Source organism: Spirochaetota bacterium (assembly GCA_038043445.1).
GTDB lineage: Bacteria > Spirochaetota > Brachyspiria > Brachyspirales > JACRPF01 > JBBTBY01.
In genome coordinates this window covers 152,161-169,780 of the sequence record JBBTBY010000027.1, presented here as the reverse complement: position 1 = coordinate 169,780, position 17,620 = coordinate 152,161, and the positions used below count along the sequence as shown (strand labels likewise).

General features: G+C 53.0%; 13 protein-coding genes. 9 read left to right on the top strand and 4 right to left on the bottom strand.

The features are described from left to right. Positions 1–4,249: alpha-2-macroglobulin family protein (locus tag AABZ39_04495; protein ID MEK6794012.1), on the bottom strand; the 4,249-nt coding region annotated here is incomplete at its 3' end. A gap of 662 nt (positions 4,250–4,911) precedes the next feature. Between AABZ39_04495 and AABZ39_04490 the strand changes: the two genes are divergently transcribed. From AABZ39_04490 to AABZ39_04470, 5 genes are all read left to right on the top strand, one after another. After that, on the top strand, positions 4,912–5,541 hold the full coding sequence (locus AABZ39_04490) for an HAD hydrolase-like protein (protein MEK6794011.1): 630 nt from the start codon (positions 4,912–4,914) through the stop codon (positions 5,539–5,541). Continuing rightward, complete coding sequence (locus tag AABZ39_04485; protein MEK6794010.1) at positions 5,516–6,286, top strand: hypothetical protein; 771 nt, start codon at positions 5,516–5,518, stop codon at positions 6,284–6,286. Before AABZ39_04490 ends, AABZ39_04485 begins: the two co-directional genes overlap by 26 nt. Before the next feature lie 29 nt (positions 6,287–6,315). Then, on the top strand, positions 6,316–6,873 hold the full coding sequence (locus AABZ39_04480; GenBank protein MEK6794009.1) for a DUF3795 domain-containing protein: 558 nt from the start codon (positions 6,316–6,318) through the stop codon (positions 6,871–6,873). Positions 6,874–6,908: 35 nt separating this feature from the next. Beyond that, complete coding sequence (locus AABZ39_04475) at positions 6,909–7,355, top strand: NUDIX domain-containing protein (GenBank protein MEK6794008.1); 447 nt, start codon at positions 6,909–6,911, stop codon at positions 7,353–7,355. A 134-nt stretch (positions 7,356–7,489) separates the two neighbouring features. Further along, positions 7,490–9,214 carry a proline--tRNA ligase gene (locus tag AABZ39_04470; protein ID MEK6794007.1) on the top strand — a complete coding sequence of 575 codons (1,725 nt, stop codon included), beginning with the start codon at positions 7,490–7,492 and terminating at the stop codon, positions 9,212–9,214. Positions 9,215–9,270: 56 nt separating this feature from the next. Here AABZ39_04470 and AABZ39_04465 read toward each other — a convergent pair whose 3' ends face one another. The 3 genes from AABZ39_04465 to AABZ39_04455 all read right to left on the bottom strand — a co-directional run bounded on the left by AABZ39_04465 (position 9,271) and on the right by AABZ39_04455 (position 12,149). Further along, a complete protein-coding gene (locus AABZ39_04465; protein MEK6794006.1) occupies positions 9,271–10,089 on the bottom strand; it encodes a hypothetical protein in 819 nt (272 codons plus the stop codon). 85 nt (positions 10,090–10,174) lie between these two features. Continuing rightward, complete coding sequence (locus AABZ39_04460; GenBank protein MEK6794005.1) at positions 10,175–10,999, bottom strand: hypothetical protein; 825 nt, start codon at positions 10,997–10,999, stop codon at positions 10,175–10,177. A gap of 166 nt (positions 11,000–11,165) precedes the next feature. After that, positions 11,166–12,149, bottom strand: coding sequence for an SDR family oxidoreductase (locus AABZ39_04455; protein MEK6794004.1), 984 nt, complete (start codon positions 12,147–12,149; stop codon positions 11,166–11,168). A 171-nt stretch (positions 12,150–12,320) separates the two neighbouring features. Between AABZ39_04455 and AABZ39_04450 the strand changes: the two genes are divergently transcribed. The 4 genes from AABZ39_04450 (at position 12,321) to AABZ39_04435 (ending at position 17,597) form a co-directional block, all read left to right on the top strand. Beyond that, the gene (locus tag AABZ39_04450) at positions 12,321–12,794 is read left to right on the top strand and encodes a cache domain-containing protein (GenBank protein MEK6794003.1); all 474 of its coding nucleotides are present in this window, start codon (positions 12,321–12,323) and stop codon (positions 12,792–12,794) included. 72 nt (positions 12,795–12,866) lie between these two features. Next, on the top strand, positions 12,867–14,750 hold the full coding sequence (locus tag AABZ39_04445) for a methyl-accepting chemotaxis protein (protein ID MEK6794002.1): 1,884 nt from the start codon (positions 12,867–12,869) through the stop codon (positions 14,748–14,750). Next, positions 14,747–15,343: a flavin reductase family protein gene (locus AABZ39_04440; GenBank protein MEK6794001.1), complete on the top strand. Its 597-nt coding sequence runs from the start codon at positions 14,747–14,749 to the stop codon at positions 15,341–15,343. Before AABZ39_04445 ends, AABZ39_04440 begins: the two co-directional genes overlap by 4 nt. Before the next feature lie 136 nt (positions 15,344–15,479). After that, on the top strand, positions 15,480–17,597 hold the full coding sequence (locus AABZ39_04435; protein ID MEK6794000.1) for a cellulase family glycosylhydrolase: 2,118 nt from the start codon (positions 15,480–15,482) through the stop codon (positions 17,595–17,597). Positions 17,598–17,620: the final 23 nt, after the last annotated feature.

The following is a 17,620-nucleotide window of genomic DNA, read 5'->3' as shown; positions in this document are numbered from 1 at the left end:
TTTTACTGCGGAGCATCTCCTGCTTCAGTATCACATCCTCGCCGGTGATGAGCGGGAGTATGCTCGAGCTTTTCTGTTCAAGACATCCGTAGGGATAATGCACGAGATAGTCGACGCTCCCGGTCAATTCGCTGAACGCCGAAGGCGAGAGCGCAACGGAGAGACGGCTCAATCCCGGGCGTACATTATCGGAAAGCGCTATCGTGTGCTCTGCCTTGTCCCCGGTCTTTTCATAGATGGCCACCGTTTCCGGGATATCCGGCTCGCGGAGCGGTATCTTCTCAAGCAGACCGTCCGTATTGTCGCCTGCCTTGACCTTGATCGTGACCGGCAACTCCTCGCGGCGGCTTTGCGATACCGATGCATCGAACAGCACCTCGGCGGAAGCACCCTGTGCTATTTTCACCGTCTTCGTCTTCGGTCCCGTAATGCCCATTGCTTCGTCCGCTTCGATGACAACGGTCACCGGCGCATCCTTGCCCGTGTAATTATGCACGGTCGCACCGAGGGACATGCGGTCGCCTGCCCGCACGAAACGCGGGAGCGATGAAAGTATCATGAGCGGCTGCCCCACGGTGAACGATGCCTCCCCGTAGCCGAACTCGGAGCGTTTGGTATGCGCCACCGCCATGACGGTGAACGTGGTGAGATTGTCCGGCAGCGTGAACGTTACGCTCCCTTCGCCCTTCTCAAGACGCATCGTGTGCTTATAGAACACGGTCGACTTGAAGTCAGAGCGCGGGGTTATCATGCCGAAGCCCGCGCCGCCGTCACCGCCGATGACCTCGCCTTTTTCCGCGAGATAGCGCTGCCCGAGAATGAGCTTTGCCACTTCACTCGTTGATACCGCGAGCCGCCGCGATGCATAGAAATGTTCGAGCGGATCGGGCATGCGGTAATTGACGAGATTGAGCACGCCTTTATCCACTGCGGCGATGGTTATCTCCGACAGTACGGCCCCCGACCTTGCGCTTACGCGTATCGCAACGCTTACCTCATCGCGCGGGCGGAAATTCTCCCGCGATGGCGTGAGCGTAACGGTGAGCTTCTTCTCGCGCGGCACCACCGGGAGATTGATGTATCCCATGCGATAGCGCGGCTTTTCGGGGTCTACGCCATCCTCCTTGACCATGTTGGTCCCGGTACGTCCGGTGAAGAGCATGGCCGAGACATAGACGTTCGGTATATGCTCAGCGGTGATCGGCACCGTAAGCACGATCATGCTGTCGCGCGATGTGAACTCACGGGCATCGAATATCTTTTCCCGTTCCGTGCTGGTAAGGACAAGCGCCTCTTTGTACGGGTTCTTCACGAGAATGCGCGCCGTATCGCCGACCTGATATTCTTTTTTATCGGATTCGAGATCGATGGAATAGCCGTCCTCGATGCGCCAGCCGTAATCGCCCTTGCCGAGAACATAGAACCATCGCGCGGCGCTGTGTTCATGGCCGCGCACCGAATAGCGCGCACGTACGCGGTAGAAGCCCGGCTCGCGTATGGGAATGGATAGCATTTCATTGCCGACCTTCACATCCTTCTTATATGCGGAGGTGACCACTTCGCGCCATTGCCAGCCGAAGAGGCCGTTCACGCCCGCCTGCTGGAACGATTTCCATTCATGCCGGTCGATGGACAGGTTCACATTCTGCCCCTGCACGATGCGTTCGTCGTCGCCGAGCGCGATAAGGCCTATCTCCGCGTTCTTCCCTGCGTCGATGAAATAGGAAGATGTCTTCAGCCCCACATGCACGGGGTTACGCACAAGTATGCCGCTCTTTGCGCCGTACACCGTGCTCTTGTCCTCGAGCGTCGTCGATGCGCGCAGCGTTATCGATGCATCGCCTTTGAAATCGGACTTCACGATCTCTTTTTTGATACGTATCTTTCCGTCTGCGGGCGGCGTGACCGTTTCGTCAGCGAGCGTGAACGAATAATCGCGCTGTGAGCGGTATCCGCCGTAGTCGTCATCATAGTAGTAGCCCTCGCCGAAGGAATACTCCGGGTACCGTGAACTTTCGTACGGCTCGGACTCGACCTCGATGGAATACTTTATCGGCTTGATGATCGGCGCGCCGAAGAGATACCAGCCGAGCACGTCGGCGCTGAACGTATCCCCCCAGACATAGGAGAATTTCCCGGGGATGATCTTCATCTCCGCGGTAGCGGGTTTGAAATCCTCAACGCGGAATGAGATGCTCGTTATCTTGTAGCCATCCCAGTCATGCCGGGAGAACGTACGGAAGACGGGGTACTGTATCTTGTAGTAACCCGTCGGCGCGTCCGCGGGGATCGGGATCGAGAACGCGAGCGAACCCCAGTCGTCATAGCGGAGGCGGTAATTCGTTATCTCTTCATCGCGGGAATTGAATATCGTGAACCCGACCTCATTCGTCGCTGCACTCGTCTGCCAGGCATCATTGACGCGGTGACGCACGATGCCTTTCACCTCGACCGTATCGCCGGGGCGGTAGAGATAGCGTTCTGTGAAGATGAAAGGGAGTATCTCGGATATTGCGCGGCGGTCGCCGTGATTGACGACGCCGACCTTTGCGCGGCCGTACATATCCTTGCCGTACGAGTACTCGCTGTCGTTATCGTAGTAACCGCCGTAGCTGTCGTCGAACAGCTGACCGAAATTGAGGGCTATATCCTTTTCCGTGGTGACAGAGACCACCGGATCGGCATCGATCGATCCGCGGATGCGGGCGATGCCGTCGGTGCCGGTTCTTCCGCGGTTCACGCCGCCGACAAAGACAGCGGCGCCGGTGATAGGACGATTGTCCTTGAGGCTGCGTGCGAATACGAGGACTTCATCGGTCGAGAATTTCGCCGTAAGCGCTATGTCGGTGACGAACACACGCCCGGTGCTGTATGTCCATGATGAGGTTCCGCGTGCGCGGGCGCGCACCGAGTAGAGGAGGAGTCCCGACGCACCGCCGCTTACGCTCGCGATGTTGAAATTGTATGTGTACGGCTGACCGCGCTTCCACTCGCCGGCGATGGGCTTTGTCTTTTCGTATGCAATATCCTTGTTCGTGAGATTTGCATGGATACCCTCAATGCCCGGAAGAAAGGTGTAGTCTATGGCGAGTTCTTCCATATTACAGACCTTGATCGGCAAGAGCTGCGGGAGCGAGCGCTCCATGATCATGACGCCGCGCGGTGTGGAATGCCAGGGGGCGATGCCGTGTGTCGTAAGCGAGAGCTCATATTTCTCAAGCGTTTGCCCGAATACGTCCTTAAGGCCGCGAAGCGTTACCGTGTAACTCCTGTCACCTTCGAATTCGGCGCGCAGGGAGAGTGCGTGGGGCTCCTGCACAACATCGAGGACCTTCACATTCGGTTCAATGCGTACCGCTGCGCGGAGGTCCTGCGGTGCCAGATCATTATTGAATCTGATGGCGAGTGCGTCATCGGGCGCCATGCTTCTGCGGCCGGCAAAGAATCCGCCGTGATCGTCCGCGACCTTGAGCGGCTGATAGGTAGTGAACTCGTATTTGTAGTCGTTCTTCATCCCGAGATTCCCGTTCACCGGGAGTATGTCCTTCCCCACGGAAAGCGTGTACTTCGTCGCCTTGGAAAGCCCTTTCGGCTGAATGAGATATCCGCTTTCGCTCGTAACGATATTCGTCACTTCTTTCTCGTTCACGATCTCGATATTGGTGACGATGAGCGGCGCGATATCATACTGCACGGTATAAAGCCCGAAGAGCGTTTTAATGGAGAGACGCTCCTTGACCGCTTTCACCGTTACGGGCATAGTGAACTCAACGATGATCGGCGCAGTAAGATGTTCACCGGTAGAACGCACGTTCACTGCGATGCGCGGTGTTTCAAAGAAGAACTCTTTCCCGGGAAGCGCCATCCCGTTCACGGCGGCGGAGATCTTTTCGCCTTTCACCGATCTCATTTCGGCGGCATTCACCGTCACCGTATACGATGTTGAACGCCGCGGCGCTTCCGTGAAGCGGAACGACGCCTGCCGGTTGTCAAGCGCGGTCAATTCACCTGCGAGCGGAGGGGCGAACGATATACGGAGCTTTTTGCGATATGCAGCCGTCATCGCGTCGATGTCGGAGAGCGGTATGACCGCCTTGTCAAAACCGATGGTGATCTCGCCGTAATAGCCCGGGCGCGTCTGCTCGGGGGTATAGGTATACTGAACGGTCGGGCCTTTTGCCCCGAATGTGGGGAAAAAGCCGCCATTGAGCGCCGCCGCGGCCATGGCAATGATGATAATATGCTTCATAGTAAACTCCCTCTGTCTCTTACAGGTATGACTATATACCGCGCGATCGATTATTTCAATGAAACTCTTACCCGGCCGCAACAGCATACCCCCCACATACACCGATGATGTCAGTATATTTGACTTATATTTGTATATATCGAAGTTCTCCTGTACTGTCACCAGAATACAATAGTATATAGCGAACTCAGCATTGTCCTTGTTGGACATATCCTTGGACAAGCTGAACTTAACCTAGTCCTTGCTGGACATATCCTTGGTCAAGTTGAACTTATCCTATGTCCTTGTTGCGCATATCCTCGGACAAGCTGAGCATATCCTGGTCCTTGTTGAGCATATCCTTGGACAAGCTGAACTTAACCTTGTCCTTGTTGAGCATAGCCAAGGACAGGTCTAACTCAGTCCAGTTCTTGCTGGCCGTATCCAAGGACACGCTGAGCATTGCCCTTATCTATCGGTGTTTATCGAGTGAGCGATGCCGCCGACCGTACATAGCGCGGCGATGCGTGCGGTGGAATTCACCACAAAAGGAAGTCGTACACTCCAGCATATATATTTTTGACTTTTCCGTTGATCCGCGTTACTATTCGTTCCATGGATGGCCGGGATGATCATGGATATCGGGATTTCTGCTTATTAATTGTTAGGCATGCAAGGGATATATGAATATAATATTTGATTTGGATGGAACAATATCAGATTCAAGTAGCGGTATAATTAATAGTATAAATTATGCATTAAATAAAATGAAATATAAATGTATTTCATTTAATCAAGGTAGAAGTTATATTGGTCCAAGTCTAAAAGTTATATTCAGTCAAATATTAAATACGAATGATGAATCGTTGATTAATAATGCTATTACATTATATCGTGAAAGATATTTTTCAATTGGATATAAGGAAAATAAACTATATAAAGATGTTGATAAGTTAATAATATATATGCATAAACAAAAGCATCGTTTATATATAGCAACAAATAAGCAAAAAGAAATAGCGGATAAAATATTGATTATGTTTAACATGAAAAAGTATTTTATAAATATATATGGTGCTGATTTGAACAATACAAAGTCCAATATAATAAAGGAATTATTATTCGATTATAAAATAGATAAAAACATTACAATAATGATTGGTGATAGAGAAGAAGATATTATTAGTGCTCATAATAATGAGATAAGAGCAATATTAGTAAAATGGGGTTATGCTACAGAATCAGAAATAATTAATTCAAAATATGATTATATAGTTAATGATCCTGATGGAATATATGAAATCATTAAATAAATTAAAAAGCATGCCTAACAAGCGGGTGGAGCGAATTCGTGAGTACACGAATCGCTCACCCTTCCGTTGGGCCGATATAAAAATGAATAAAATATATCCAATAATAATATTCATTGTATTTTACTCAATTAATACATATCCAAAAGATGAAATATCAAATATATTTTTAATAGAATATAAATCCGAATATAATAATATGCTAGACAATAACATGAAAATATGTAAAATGACATCTGGCAACTATGGGTATGGAGTTGCGATAGGTAACAATATTGTAACGTATAAACATTATAATGATTGGTGGAAAATGCATGAAAATGATAATATCAGTTATTATGGAGGCGTATATTTGCCTTACATGATGACTTGGAGCCCTTTTCGGAATTGTATTTCTATCTACAATGAAGGTAATGCGATTGGAATAGCTGCAACAGCAATATTAAATAATATATATTTAAAGATTGATTTGCCTATAATTTCATCATTTTACTACATATATCAATACTTATTATATTCATTAAATTCCGAAGATACAATAATAAAAAGACTATCATTAAGTATTAGTGATAAACTTAGAAATAATATATTAAGTATTACATATTTTACAGAAGTTAATATTTATTATTTATCCTTTATTAAGAATATATTTTGTGATCTATATTTTGTATGTGATTATACTTATGATTATATATATTTCGGAGTAATAATAAAATCGGCCCAACAAGCGGGTGGAGCGGACAAGTGATCGGCCATTCACCGTTCCCTCGGGGCCGCATGAAAAAACATCCGACGATCGGCTGCTGCGGGATACAGTGCGGTCTCTGCCCCCGATATCACACCAAAGGTCCCTCGCGCTGTCCGGGCTGCTTCGGCAAGAGCTTCCATCTGAAACATCCGTCATGTTCGATCGTAACGTGCTGCGTAAAGAGCAACGGCTATGAGACTTGCGGGGACTGCAGCGACCTCCCCTGTAAGAAGCTCGCGTCCTGGGATACGGCCGACTCATTCGTGACCCATCAGAATACGCTGACGAATTTAAAATCGATCGCAAAGAACGGCGTCAAAAGCCATGTCCATGAACTGCGCAAGCGGATGCGTATCCTCGAAGAGCTCCTGCATCGATATGATGACGGCCGGTCGAAAAGCTTCTATTGCCTGGCGGCGAATCTCCTCCCGCTCGAAGCGCTCCGAAATGTCATGGCCGGATGCGCTGCATATGTGAAGTCGGAAAAGACAAAGAACAAAAAAGATGCCGCGGCCGCGGCACGAAGATTATTTCAAGAACGTGCGCTCGAGGACAATATAGTATTACGATATCGAACAGGCAAGTGACGTACGCCGACCGGCAGTAAGACGAAGGAGTGGCGATGTATCCAGTACGCAATTCAGCGAAGGCTATCATCATTGAGAACAATAGGCTGCTGTGTATCCGGAAGACCGGCGCGGGCGGACACTACTGCATACTTCCCGGCGGCGGTCAGGAAAAGAACGAAACGTTCATCGATGCGGTCAAGCGCGAATGCCGCGAAGAGATCGGCGCAGAAGTCGCCGTACAGGGACTGACTTACATACGGGAATACATCGCGCGTAACCACGAGTTCAAGGAAGCGGATGATCTGCATCAGGTGGAATTCATGTTCGAATGCGAGCTTCTTACACGCCCGAACATGGAGAATGCATCGCATCTTGACGGCGGCCAGGACGGTATTGTCTGGGTCGACATAGCCGCGCCGGAATATGCGGTATATCCGAAGGTGCTGTTGGATCGGATACGCATGCATGACAGGAATATCTACTGGGGAGATGTGAACTGATGATACCGGCGAATGAACGTTTCATGAAACAGCTTGCATTCATTATCGAAATCGACGAGATGTTCGGGAAATAGCGGTTTACATTTTCATCCGCCGCTGATACAATCGTCGCCGTTCTGAAAAACGAGGTAGTTATGCGCGTAAGCAGACTGTTCGCCCCCACATTGAAGGAAGCCCCTGCCGAGGCGCAGATACCGAGCCATGCCCTCATGCTCCGCGCGGCGATAATGCGCATGCTCGCAAGCGGCCTCTATACGTATCTTCCCCTCGGCGTCAAAGCGCTGCGTAAAGTAACGAATATCATACGCGAAGAGATGGACCGCGCGGGCGCCCAGGAATTCGTCTTCCCGATACTGCTCCCCCGGGAGCTCCTTACCCCGAGCGGACGCTGGGATATTTTCCGCCAGGAGCTTTTCCGTCTCAAGGACAGGCACGGCGTGGATACGGCGCTCGGCGCGACGCATGAAGAGGCGTTCACCGATATCGTCAAACGCGAGATACAGTCATACCGCCAGCTCCCGCTCAATCTCTATCAGATACACACGAAATTCCGCGACGAGATACGCCCGCGCTTCGGCGTCATTCGCTCGCGCGAATTCGTCATGAAGGACGCCTACTCCTTCCATACCGACGACGCATCGCTCGATGTCACCTATGCTCAGATGAGCGACACCTACAAGCGCATCTTCTCGCGCATGGGCATCGATGTCGTTTCGGTAAAGGCGGATTCCGGCGCCATGGGCGGCAGCGGCAGCGAGGAGTTCATGGTGCTCTCCGATGTCGGTGAAGAGGAGATAATATTCTGCACCGATTGCGATTATCGCGCCAATGTCGAGAAGGCCGAATGCAAGAACGAATACATCGCCGATTGCGCACAGAAGGAGAAGGCCGTTGTCGATACGCCGAACGTAGCGACGATAAAGGACCTCGAAGCGTTCTTCAAGATCGAGGCATCGCAGTTCATCAAAACGCTCATTTACAAGCGGGAGGATGGCAGCCCCGTCGTCGTTCTCATACGCGGCGATCTCGATGTGAACGAAACAAAACTGGCGAATTATTTCGGGGGTGAAGAGATCGTCCTTGCCGATGATGCGCTCGTGCGTACGGTCACCGGTGCGCGCGTCGGTTTCGCCGGGCCGGTCGGTCTGAAAATGGACGTCCCGGTCATCGCCGATCATTCGATCAAGACCGTCATCAATGGCGTTACCGGCGCGAATGCCGATGACAAGCATATCATCAATGTGAACCACGGCCGCGATTTTACCGTGAAGGAATTTGCCGACTTTCGCCGCGTGAAAGCGGGTGACAACTGCATTCAGTGCGGCGGGAAGCTCCTCTCCAAGCGCGGTCTTGAGCTCGGACATATCTTCAAGCTCGGAAAAAAATACACCGAAGCGTTCAATGTCACCGTGCTCGATGAGACGAACAAGCCGCTCATGCCCACCATGGGCTGCTACGGCATCGGCGTGAACCGCACGCTTGCCGCCGTCATCGAACAGCATCATGACGAGAAGGGGATAATATTCCCGATATCGGTGGCACCGTATGAAATGATCATCTGCGCGCTCGACAAGGACAGATCGATCATGGACGAAGCGGAGCGCGTGTATAATGAACTTTCCCGAGCCGGAGCGGATGTACTTCTCGATGACCGCGATGAACGCCCCGGTGTCAAGTTCAATGACGCGGACCTTATCGGCATACCCATCCGCATCACGATAGGCAAACGCGGAGTGGCCGCCGGCACCGCCGAGTTCAAACTGCGGCGGGACAAGGATAAAGCGGACGTGCCGCTTGCCGCCATCGTAGAGCATGCGCTTACAGCACGCAGCAAGCTCTTCTCGGAATTGAACGGATAATAAAAAAACGGCGACCGGTCAGAAGACCAGCCGCCGCTGTTATTCCTAACGAGAAACTATTTCGCGTTCATCTCTTCAACGATACGCTTCACAAGCGACTTCACGCTCGCCGCGATCGCCTTGTTGTATGAAACGACGCATTTCGCGTCATCGCCGGTAAAATTGACCCTGCCGGACTCGAGCATCGGCACATCCTCCGCCGCATCCTCAATGCTTGCGGGCATCCATACCGCCGCTCTCCCTTCTTTCGTGATGACCGCAATAGCCGTTCCGACCATCGGCGTTCCAAGGGACTTCACGCCCGTGCGGTCGCCCCCGCCCGCAGGCCGAAGGACCGCCGGTCTATAGGCAAGCTCCTGGCGAATGACCATGACCGCATCCATACCGAGACCGTTGCAGAGAACGGTCAGATTGCTCCGTGATATCGCCGCATATCGCTTATCCTTGCGGAACGGGTCGAAATACCTGGTATCGGGAATGACCATGCTCGGATCCTGACCAGGGCCCTCAATAGGCTCGCCCGGCGCGGCCTTGTACGCTGCCATGTCCTTCGCCAGCTCGATGGGCACGAGCCGCCAGTGCGGCAGCGCCTGGAACTCCTCCTTGACAATGGCCGAGAAATTCACGAGAATGATGCCGAGCGATGACCGTGTTGTATCTGCCGGGCTCGGGGAAGCGCTCATCGCCGCCGACCGACCGTCGACGGCTTTCTGCATCGCGCCGTTCACATTGAACGGTTCCGCGTTGATGCTCATGCTGACGATGGCGATCGTACGTATCGCGCACACATCGTCCCTGTTCGAAATGGTCGCACAGCCGACGGACATGAACATCATCAGTATGAATATAGGAACGCGCGCGATCAGGGTACTCATTGCATGCTCCTTGCTGCATGTTGGGCGAAAAAAAAACGACGGCCGTCATCAGACAAGCCGCCGTTGTTTTCAGTGTGTGAGACGATTACTTCGCGTTCATCTCTTCGACGACCGTGCTCATGATGCTCTTGACGCTTGCTTTGACCGCTTTGTTGTACGAGGCCATGACTGCGGGTTCATCCTTGGTGAAATTTACTTTTCCGCTCAGCATCATTTTCACTTCTTCACCGTTGAACTTAAGACCGGTCCTTGCCCAGATGGCGGTATTGGTCTCGCGGGTAATGACATTGATCGACATGCCGACCACCGGCTGACCCATCGACTTTACGAACCCGAAATTGAGACCGAAGCCCATGCCGGTCGGCTTGTACGCAAGTGATGTGTACACGACCATGACCGCATCGACATCGAGCGCCCTTGCAAGATCGGCCATGCGGTGCCAGGAGGGGCGTGCCGTCTCAGAATCCGCATTGAACGCATCGAAGAACTTCGTCCCGGGCAGTGTTGCGCTGGGGATGTAGTATTGTACATTGGTCAGATCGCCGACAGCGGCCTTATAGGCGGCGTTGTCCTTAATGGCTTCAACAGGGATGATCTGCCAGTGAGGTATCGCTTTGAACTCTTCCCTGACCGTATCATAGGCTGCAGCGAGTATCTGGTTAATGCAGTCCGGGGTAGAATCCGTTCCGAAGCCTGATTCTTTTCTCCGCTCCGCGACCCGTGCATCTTCTTTCTCCGGAGCATTGTAGGTGCCTGTTTCTGCGTGGAAAATGAGGGAGTTCGCCCCGACGCTTATCACGGCGACCTTTTTCACCTTTTTCACCTCTTCCCTGTACGCCATGGGGGCCGCACAACTCATGATCATGAGAAGGACGACACTGAGAGATGAGAGAACAGCGATTCGTTTCATTGAACACTCCTTTTACTTTGATCGATACCGGCAACAGTATACGCGAGAACAATGGATTTGTCCATCATACAAAAGTATGATTTTTCTGAATTCAGGCGATATCATACGGAAGTATGAGTAGTATACCGTTCGTGGCAAAGTGTCCTTTTTACGGGAGTTTCTATAGTCACGCCCCGTACGCATCGAGTACGGCATCGATACGTGCGTTCATCTTCTCATTCACCACACACCGTGTTGCATCCGCATCGAACCACGATACCGCCTTTTGTATGCCGTCACAGAACTTGACTTGCGCCCTGTATGAAGGGACAAAACGTTTTATCTTCGCATTATCGAATACGATGCTTACCGCTTTATCACCGTGAAGGCGTGCGCCGAATTCAGCGTCGACGGAAGCGATGAAGTCGGAAGGGATATGGACGGCGGAAAGCGCTGTGCCTGCGGCCTCTGCGATCATCCGGTAGATATCGTTCCACGTGAGCACCTCGCCGGAGGTGATATGGAACGCCTCGCCGACGGCCTTCGCATTGCCGAGCAGCCCCGTGAATCCAGAGGCGAAGTCGGTATTATGCGTCATTTCCCAAAGCGATGTCCCGTCGCCATGAATGATGATGTCCCTGCCCGTTCGAAGACGATCGATGATGGTATAATCGGTGCCGCCGAGCGCTGCTGGTATCCAGCCGTCCCCATAGGTGAGCGACGGGCGGAGTATCGTGACGGGAAAATGTTCGTCCCGGTACGCGCGCATGAGCAGCTCTTCGCAGGCTATCTTCTTCTGCGAATACGTCCAGTAAGGGTTCCTGAGCGGTGTATCCTCGGTGATGATATAATGCCTGGGCGCTCGCTCGTAGCATGATGCTGAGCTTATGAACACGTACTGCCCCGTCCGTCCGCGAAAGAGCCGAATATCACGCTCTATTTCTTCCGGCGTATACGCTATCCAGTCCACGACCACATCGAAGGAATGCTTGGCCAACTCGGCATGTGTCTCCGCCCTGGTAATATCGCCGATGATCGAATGTGCCGCCGACGGAAGCGGGACATCCCTCGTGCCTCTATTGAGGACCCAAACGTCATATCCCGCGGCTGCGGCATGCGCCGTACATGCCCGCGATATGTTTCCCGTACCGCCGATGAACAATATTTTCATATCTTTACCTGCATACAAGTATATCCTATGATCGGGAAAATGACATTCTGCCACGAACGTGCCGTTTTCCTTGACAATTCATGGAACGGCGCTATACTTACATCGATTTGAGCGAATATAACGGCGTAGCGAACGTCTGTTATAGAAAAAATATTGAATAAGGAGGATCGTATGGCACGAAAGATCATCACGATGCTGTGCGCGCTCGCGGTCACGGGAATGCTTTTTCCGGCGGCAACGGACAAGGCGAAAGCGGAGGCTATCGTAAAGAAAGCCGTCGCATTCTATCAGGCGAACGGTGAGGCGAAAGCGGTGGCTGCGTTCCACGACAAGAAGGGACAGTTCGTCGACGGCGATTACTACGTTTTCATGTACAATTTCACCGGTGTATGCCTCGCGCACGGCATGCTCAACGAGAAAGTGGGCAAGAACTGGATCGAGCAGAAGGATATCGACGGGAAGCTCTATATCCTCGACATCGTGAAGACAGCGAAATCGGACAAAGGCGGCGGGCTCTGGACGCCGACCTACAAGAACCGCGTACCGACAACGAAGGCCATACAGACAAAGACTTCGTTCGTCATGAAGGTTCCCGGCAAGGATGTGCTCATCGGTTGCGGTATTTTTCTCGCAGACGCGAAATAGACACGTTCGCATATCCCGGCGTTCCCCATGCGGGGACGCCGGGATTTTCTGTCTTAAGGGCGCGGAGGCTCCATGCATCGATTATCGGTAAAGATCAAGATACTGTTCCTCATCATCGTATCATACGCAACGGTCATGGTGATACTCGGCATCGTATCGTACACGGCTATGAATCGGCTCGCGTTCACGCTTCAGCACGAGGATTTCAGCGGCGATATCGACATCATTATGGACATGCTCAAGCAGAAGCATGACGATCTTGCTGCGACCGGCATGGCCGATGACTACCAAAGCGCCTTCCAAAGTTCGCTTATCGATCAGCTTTCAAAGCTGTACTTCGCCGGCAAAACGAATGCGGCGTATTATCCGTACATCATCGACGAAAGCGGCATTATTGTCATGCACCCGTCGCTCCCACGAGGCAGTACGGATGTGACCAACGAACCATTCATTGCGCAGATGCTGCAACAGCGCTCCGGGTCAATACGCTATACCTATAAGGGTGAAAAGAAATGGTCGCTCTTCCGCAATTTCGATCCGTGGAAGTGGACAGTCGTCGAGGCGGTCAGGGAAAGCGAACTGACCAAGCTTTTCCACGGCACCATTATCCTCATACAGGTCGTGATGATCATGCTCACCGTCGTGACCATCGCCGTCATGTATCTTTTTCTTTCGGCGATCATGCGCCCGATGAACCATGTGAACAGAATGCTCCGCGATATCGCGAGCGGCGAAGCCGATCTCACCAAACGCCTCGATATACGAACGCACGACGAGTTCGGCGTTCTTGCCGCGAGCTTCAACACGTTCGCGGAAAAGATACGCTCGCTGCTTTCCGCGGTCCGGGACAACGTGGACCGTTCGCGCGAGCAAAGCGAGCTCCTCTCTTCCGGCATGACACAGAGCGCGGCGGCGATCAATGAAATGACGGCGAACCTCAAGTCCATCGAGGGTACGGTGAGCGCACAATTCTCCCTCGTTGAGCGCACGGAAACGGCAAGCGCGGGGCTCAGGTCGAACGCGGCGAATATCAGCATGAGCATACAGCAGCTCCTCGGGCGGACCGATGAGCTCACCGGCATCATTCAGAACAATGCGACCTCGGTGGAGCAGATGGCGTCGTCCGTCGAGGAAATGAACGCCACCATCGAGAGCGTGAACAATGTCGCCGACAAGGCGAACGTGACCGCAACAGAGCTCTCCACGGTCTCCGAGAGCAGCAAACATCTCATGGAGAAGACCACACAGAACATGAGCGGCGTACTCACCGCGGTGGGCATCATAAACGAATTCGTCGGCATGATATCCAATGTCGCTGCACAGACGAATCTCCTCGCCATGAACGCGGCGATAGAAGCGGCGCATGCGGGAGAGCAGGGCAAGGGCTTTGCGGTGGTCGCAGAAGAGATACGCAAGCTCTCGGACATATCGAACAAGCAGGCCGATGAGGCGAAGAAATCGCTTAAGGCCATCGAGCAGAACATAAAGACGACCGCACGCGACCTTGAGGAGACCGGCAGGAATTTCAGCATCGTATCCGCCGAATCGCAGAACCTCTCGGGCATCGTCGCACAGGTCAAACATGCCGCGGACGAGCAGTCCTCCGGCGCCTCCGAGATGCTCTCTGCCATCGCATCGATCTCCTCGATCACCGGTACGGTGAAAAAATCGTATGAGGAAATAACCCGCGCGCTCTCCGCCATGAAGAGCGAGTTCGGCTCCTTCGAATCGTTCGCCAAGACCACGACGGACTCGGTGGGTGAACTTAAGCATCTGTCCGGGGAGATCCAGACGAGCATGAACGAGATGGGCTCGGGTGCGGTCGAGGTCAACACCGCCATTCAGGAGATACTGAAGCTCACTTCTAAGACGACAGAATCGATAGCGAAGCTTGAGGACGAGATACGCCGATACACGATCGATGCCGAACCGGTGAAAAAGCTCTCGGGCGTATGAGATCGAAAGCGCTCTGGAAACCGGGAACGCTCCTCTATCCGCTTCCCGCCGTCATGGTGAGCGTCGGCGCGCGGCGTGAAGAGTATAATATCATAACCGTTGCATGGGCGGGGACGATCTGTTCTGACCCGCCGATGTGCTCCATCTCCATCCGTCCCGAACGCCACTCCTACGGCATCATCAGTGCGCATAAGGCGTTCGTCATCAATCTGACAACGCGCGCCCTGGCCTTCGCCGCCGACTGGTGCGGGGTGAAAAGCGGCCGCGACGTCGATAAATTCAAGGAAATGAAACTGACGCCGCGCACAGCCTCCGCCGTGACCGCGCCGATCATCGAAGAATCGCCGGTGAACATCGAATGCACGGTCACCGATATGATGAAGCTCGGAACGCATCATATGTTCATCGCGAAGGTGGCCGCCGTGCAGGTAGACAGCGCATGCATCAATCCAAAGACCGGCGTGTTCCGCTTTCATGACACAGCACCTATCTGCTTTTCGCATGGGCGGTATTACGAGGTGGGAAAATTGATCGGACAATTCGGGTTCTCGGTGCGAAAGAAGGGAAAGACAGAGCGCCGCAGAAAGGGTTAGGACCGCATCCCCATGCGTTCACGATCCCCCTTAATTTTATCCGCATAATTCTTAATTTTTACCTAGAGATTTTTACCGTTTTGACATATCCTTATCAACGGTCCGATGTATCCCCTGCACCCAAGGAGCTGTTTTAATGAGGAAAATCATCCTGTCAGTGTCTCTATTCGCCGCGATATATGCCATCGCTGCCCCGGAGCCGAAATCGGGCGATAGTGTGCTTTCCATGAGCTTCAATAACGATGCCGAGCGGTCAAAATGGAGCGAAGCATCGTTCGCGACATGGGTGCCGGAAGGTCCCGACGGCAGCATGTGCCTCAAGGTGGAAACGCCGGCGGGAGAAGCACCAGGACACCATAAGATCATGATGCCCATCGATCTTACGCCCTATCGCGGTTTGAAAATATTGCTCTATTGCAAGGCAAAAGCGAACAATGTCACCAAGCCCCCCCAGTCGTATAACGGTATAAAATGGATGCTCCACTTCAAGACACCCGGCCGTGAATCCTATCAGAATCAAGGCGATGTATTCGGCACATTCGACTGGAAAGAGCTTTCGTTCACACAGGCCATTGATGAAGATATTGAAAGTGCCGAGGTCTATCTCGGCTTGGAATCGTGCACGGGCGCGGTGTGGTTCGACGATATCAGGATCGTCGTGCTCAAAGGCCGTCCGCCCGTCCGCCCGGCACCGATGGCCGATCCGCCGCCGATGTACAAGGGTCATGACATCCCGCGTCTGCGCGGCGCCATGTCGCCGAACACCGTAAAGGACGAGGATTTCCGCGTCTTCGGCAGCGAATGGAAGGCGAATCTCGTGCGATATCAGATGACAAGGAAATGGGGCGCGGCGAACACCGATCTTGAACTCGCCGAATATGACACCTGGATAGAGGAAGAAATGACCGATCTCGACCGTCTGCTCAATGCGGCGCTCACCTGGGGATTCAAGGTCGTCGTCGATCTCCATTCGCCCCCCGGCGGGAGACTGGATGACAGAAGCATGCGCATGTTCTATGAGCAGCGATATAACGATCATTTCGTGAAAGTGTGGGAGCGTTTCGCGAAACGCTTCAAGGGCCACCCCGCGATATGGGGATATGACCTTGTGAACGAGCCGGTGGAAACGAAACCGGCCCCCGCCGGCATGGATTATCACGCAACACAGACGCGCGCGGCAAAAGCGATACGGGCCATCGATGCGAACATGCCCATCATCGTCGAGGTGCTCGAGTGGGACTCACCGCGCGGCTTTGTCGAAATGATGCCTGTCAATGTACCGAACATCGTCTATCAGGTGCATATGTACGAGCCGGGGGAATTCACACATCAGGGCATATACAACACCACTACCGGGATCGTCTACCCCGGGATGATAAACAAAAAAATGTTCGATAAGGAAGTGCTCCGGGAAATATTGAAGCCGGTGCGCGATTTCCAGCTCGCCTATAATGCGCACATCTATGTGGGCGAATTCAGCGCGGTGCGCTGGGCGCCGGGGGCCGCGCAGTATCTCTCGGACGTTATCGACATTTTCGAAGGGTACGGCTGGGATTGGACATATCACGCCTTCCGCGAGTGGCCCGGCTGGAGCGTGGAGCATGCCGATGCGCCGGTCAATAAAGATGTGCATCACCCCGCAGCGACGACCGCACGGAAGGAAGCACTCCTCTCATGGTTCGCGAAGAACGAGAAGCCGAAGTACCCGGACGCGGCGAAATGGATGAAGAACGTACCGCCGCCTGCAGACGCGAAGACCGAGACAAAAGCGGAGCCGCCGAAGACCGTCGCGCCGAAAACCCTCCCCGCGGGCGTGTTCATCGACGAGGATTTTGATAACGGCGCCCCGAAAGCGTTCGCGCAGAAGATCTATTCGCTTGAACAGGGCGTGTCGGGCATGGCACTCGCCATCGACAACAATGATGCATCAAAAAGCAAAAGCACCGTCGCCCTGCTGCCTGTTGATGCGATGAAAGGGAAAAAGACCGTCTGTACCGCGAAGGTCAAGGCGGAGAATGTGAGCGAGCCCCCGAAATCCCATAACGGCATCAAATACATGCTCGTCGTTTCCAAGTCCGACGGCAAGAAGGATTATCTCCAGCAGAACCTCCCCGGCGGAAGTTTCGGGTGGAAGGACGTCTCGTTCACGGTGGCCGTCCCTGAGAACACAACGAAGCTCGAACTCACGCTCGGGCTTGAGCTTGTGAGCGGTAAAGCGTGGTTCGATAATGTTAAGGTCGCGGTAACAGAATAGACCCCTATCCCCCGTGCGGCTAT

Coding starts and splice junctions, on each gene's coding strand:
- AABZ39_04490 (MEK6794011.1), top strand. CDS start 4,912: ATGAATATAATATTTGATTTGGATGGAACAATATCAGATTCAAGTAGC.
- AABZ39_04485 (MEK6794010.1), top strand. CDS start 5,516: ATGGAATATATGAAATCATTAAATAAATTAAAAAGCATGCCTAACAAG.
- AABZ39_04480 (MEK6794009.1), top strand. CDS start 6,316: ATGAAAAAACATCCGACGATCGGCTGCTGCGGGATACAGTGCGGTCTC.
- AABZ39_04475 (MEK6794008.1), top strand. CDS start 6,909: ATGTATCCAGTACGCAATTCAGCGAAGGCTATCATCATTGAGAACAAT.
- AABZ39_04470 (MEK6794007.1), top strand. CDS start 7,490: ATGCGCGTAAGCAGACTGTTCGCCCCCACATTGAAGGAAGCCCCTGCC.
- AABZ39_04465 (MEK6794006.1), bottom strand. CDS start 10,089: ATGAGTACCCTGATCGCGCGCGTTCCTATATTCATACTGATGATGTTC.
- AABZ39_04460 (MEK6794005.1), bottom strand. CDS start 10,999: ATGAAACGAATCGCTGTTCTCTCATCTCTCAGTGTCGTCCTTCTCATG.
- AABZ39_04455 (MEK6794004.1), bottom strand. CDS start 12,149: ATGAAAATATTGTTCATCGGCGGTACGGGAAACATATCGCGGGCATGT.
- AABZ39_04450 (MEK6794003.1), top strand. CDS start 12,321: ATGGCACGAAAGATCATCACGATGCTGTGCGCGCTCGCGGTCACGGGA.
- AABZ39_04445 (MEK6794002.1), top strand. CDS start 12,867: ATGCATCGATTATCGGTAAAGATCAAGATACTGTTCCTCATCATCGTA.
- AABZ39_04440 (MEK6794001.1), top strand. CDS start 14,747: ATGAGATCGAAAGCGCTCTGGAAACCGGGAACGCTCCTCTATCCGCTT.
- AABZ39_04435 (MEK6794000.1), top strand. CDS start 15,480: ATGAGGAAAATCATCCTGTCAGTGTCTCTATTCGCCGCGATATATGCC.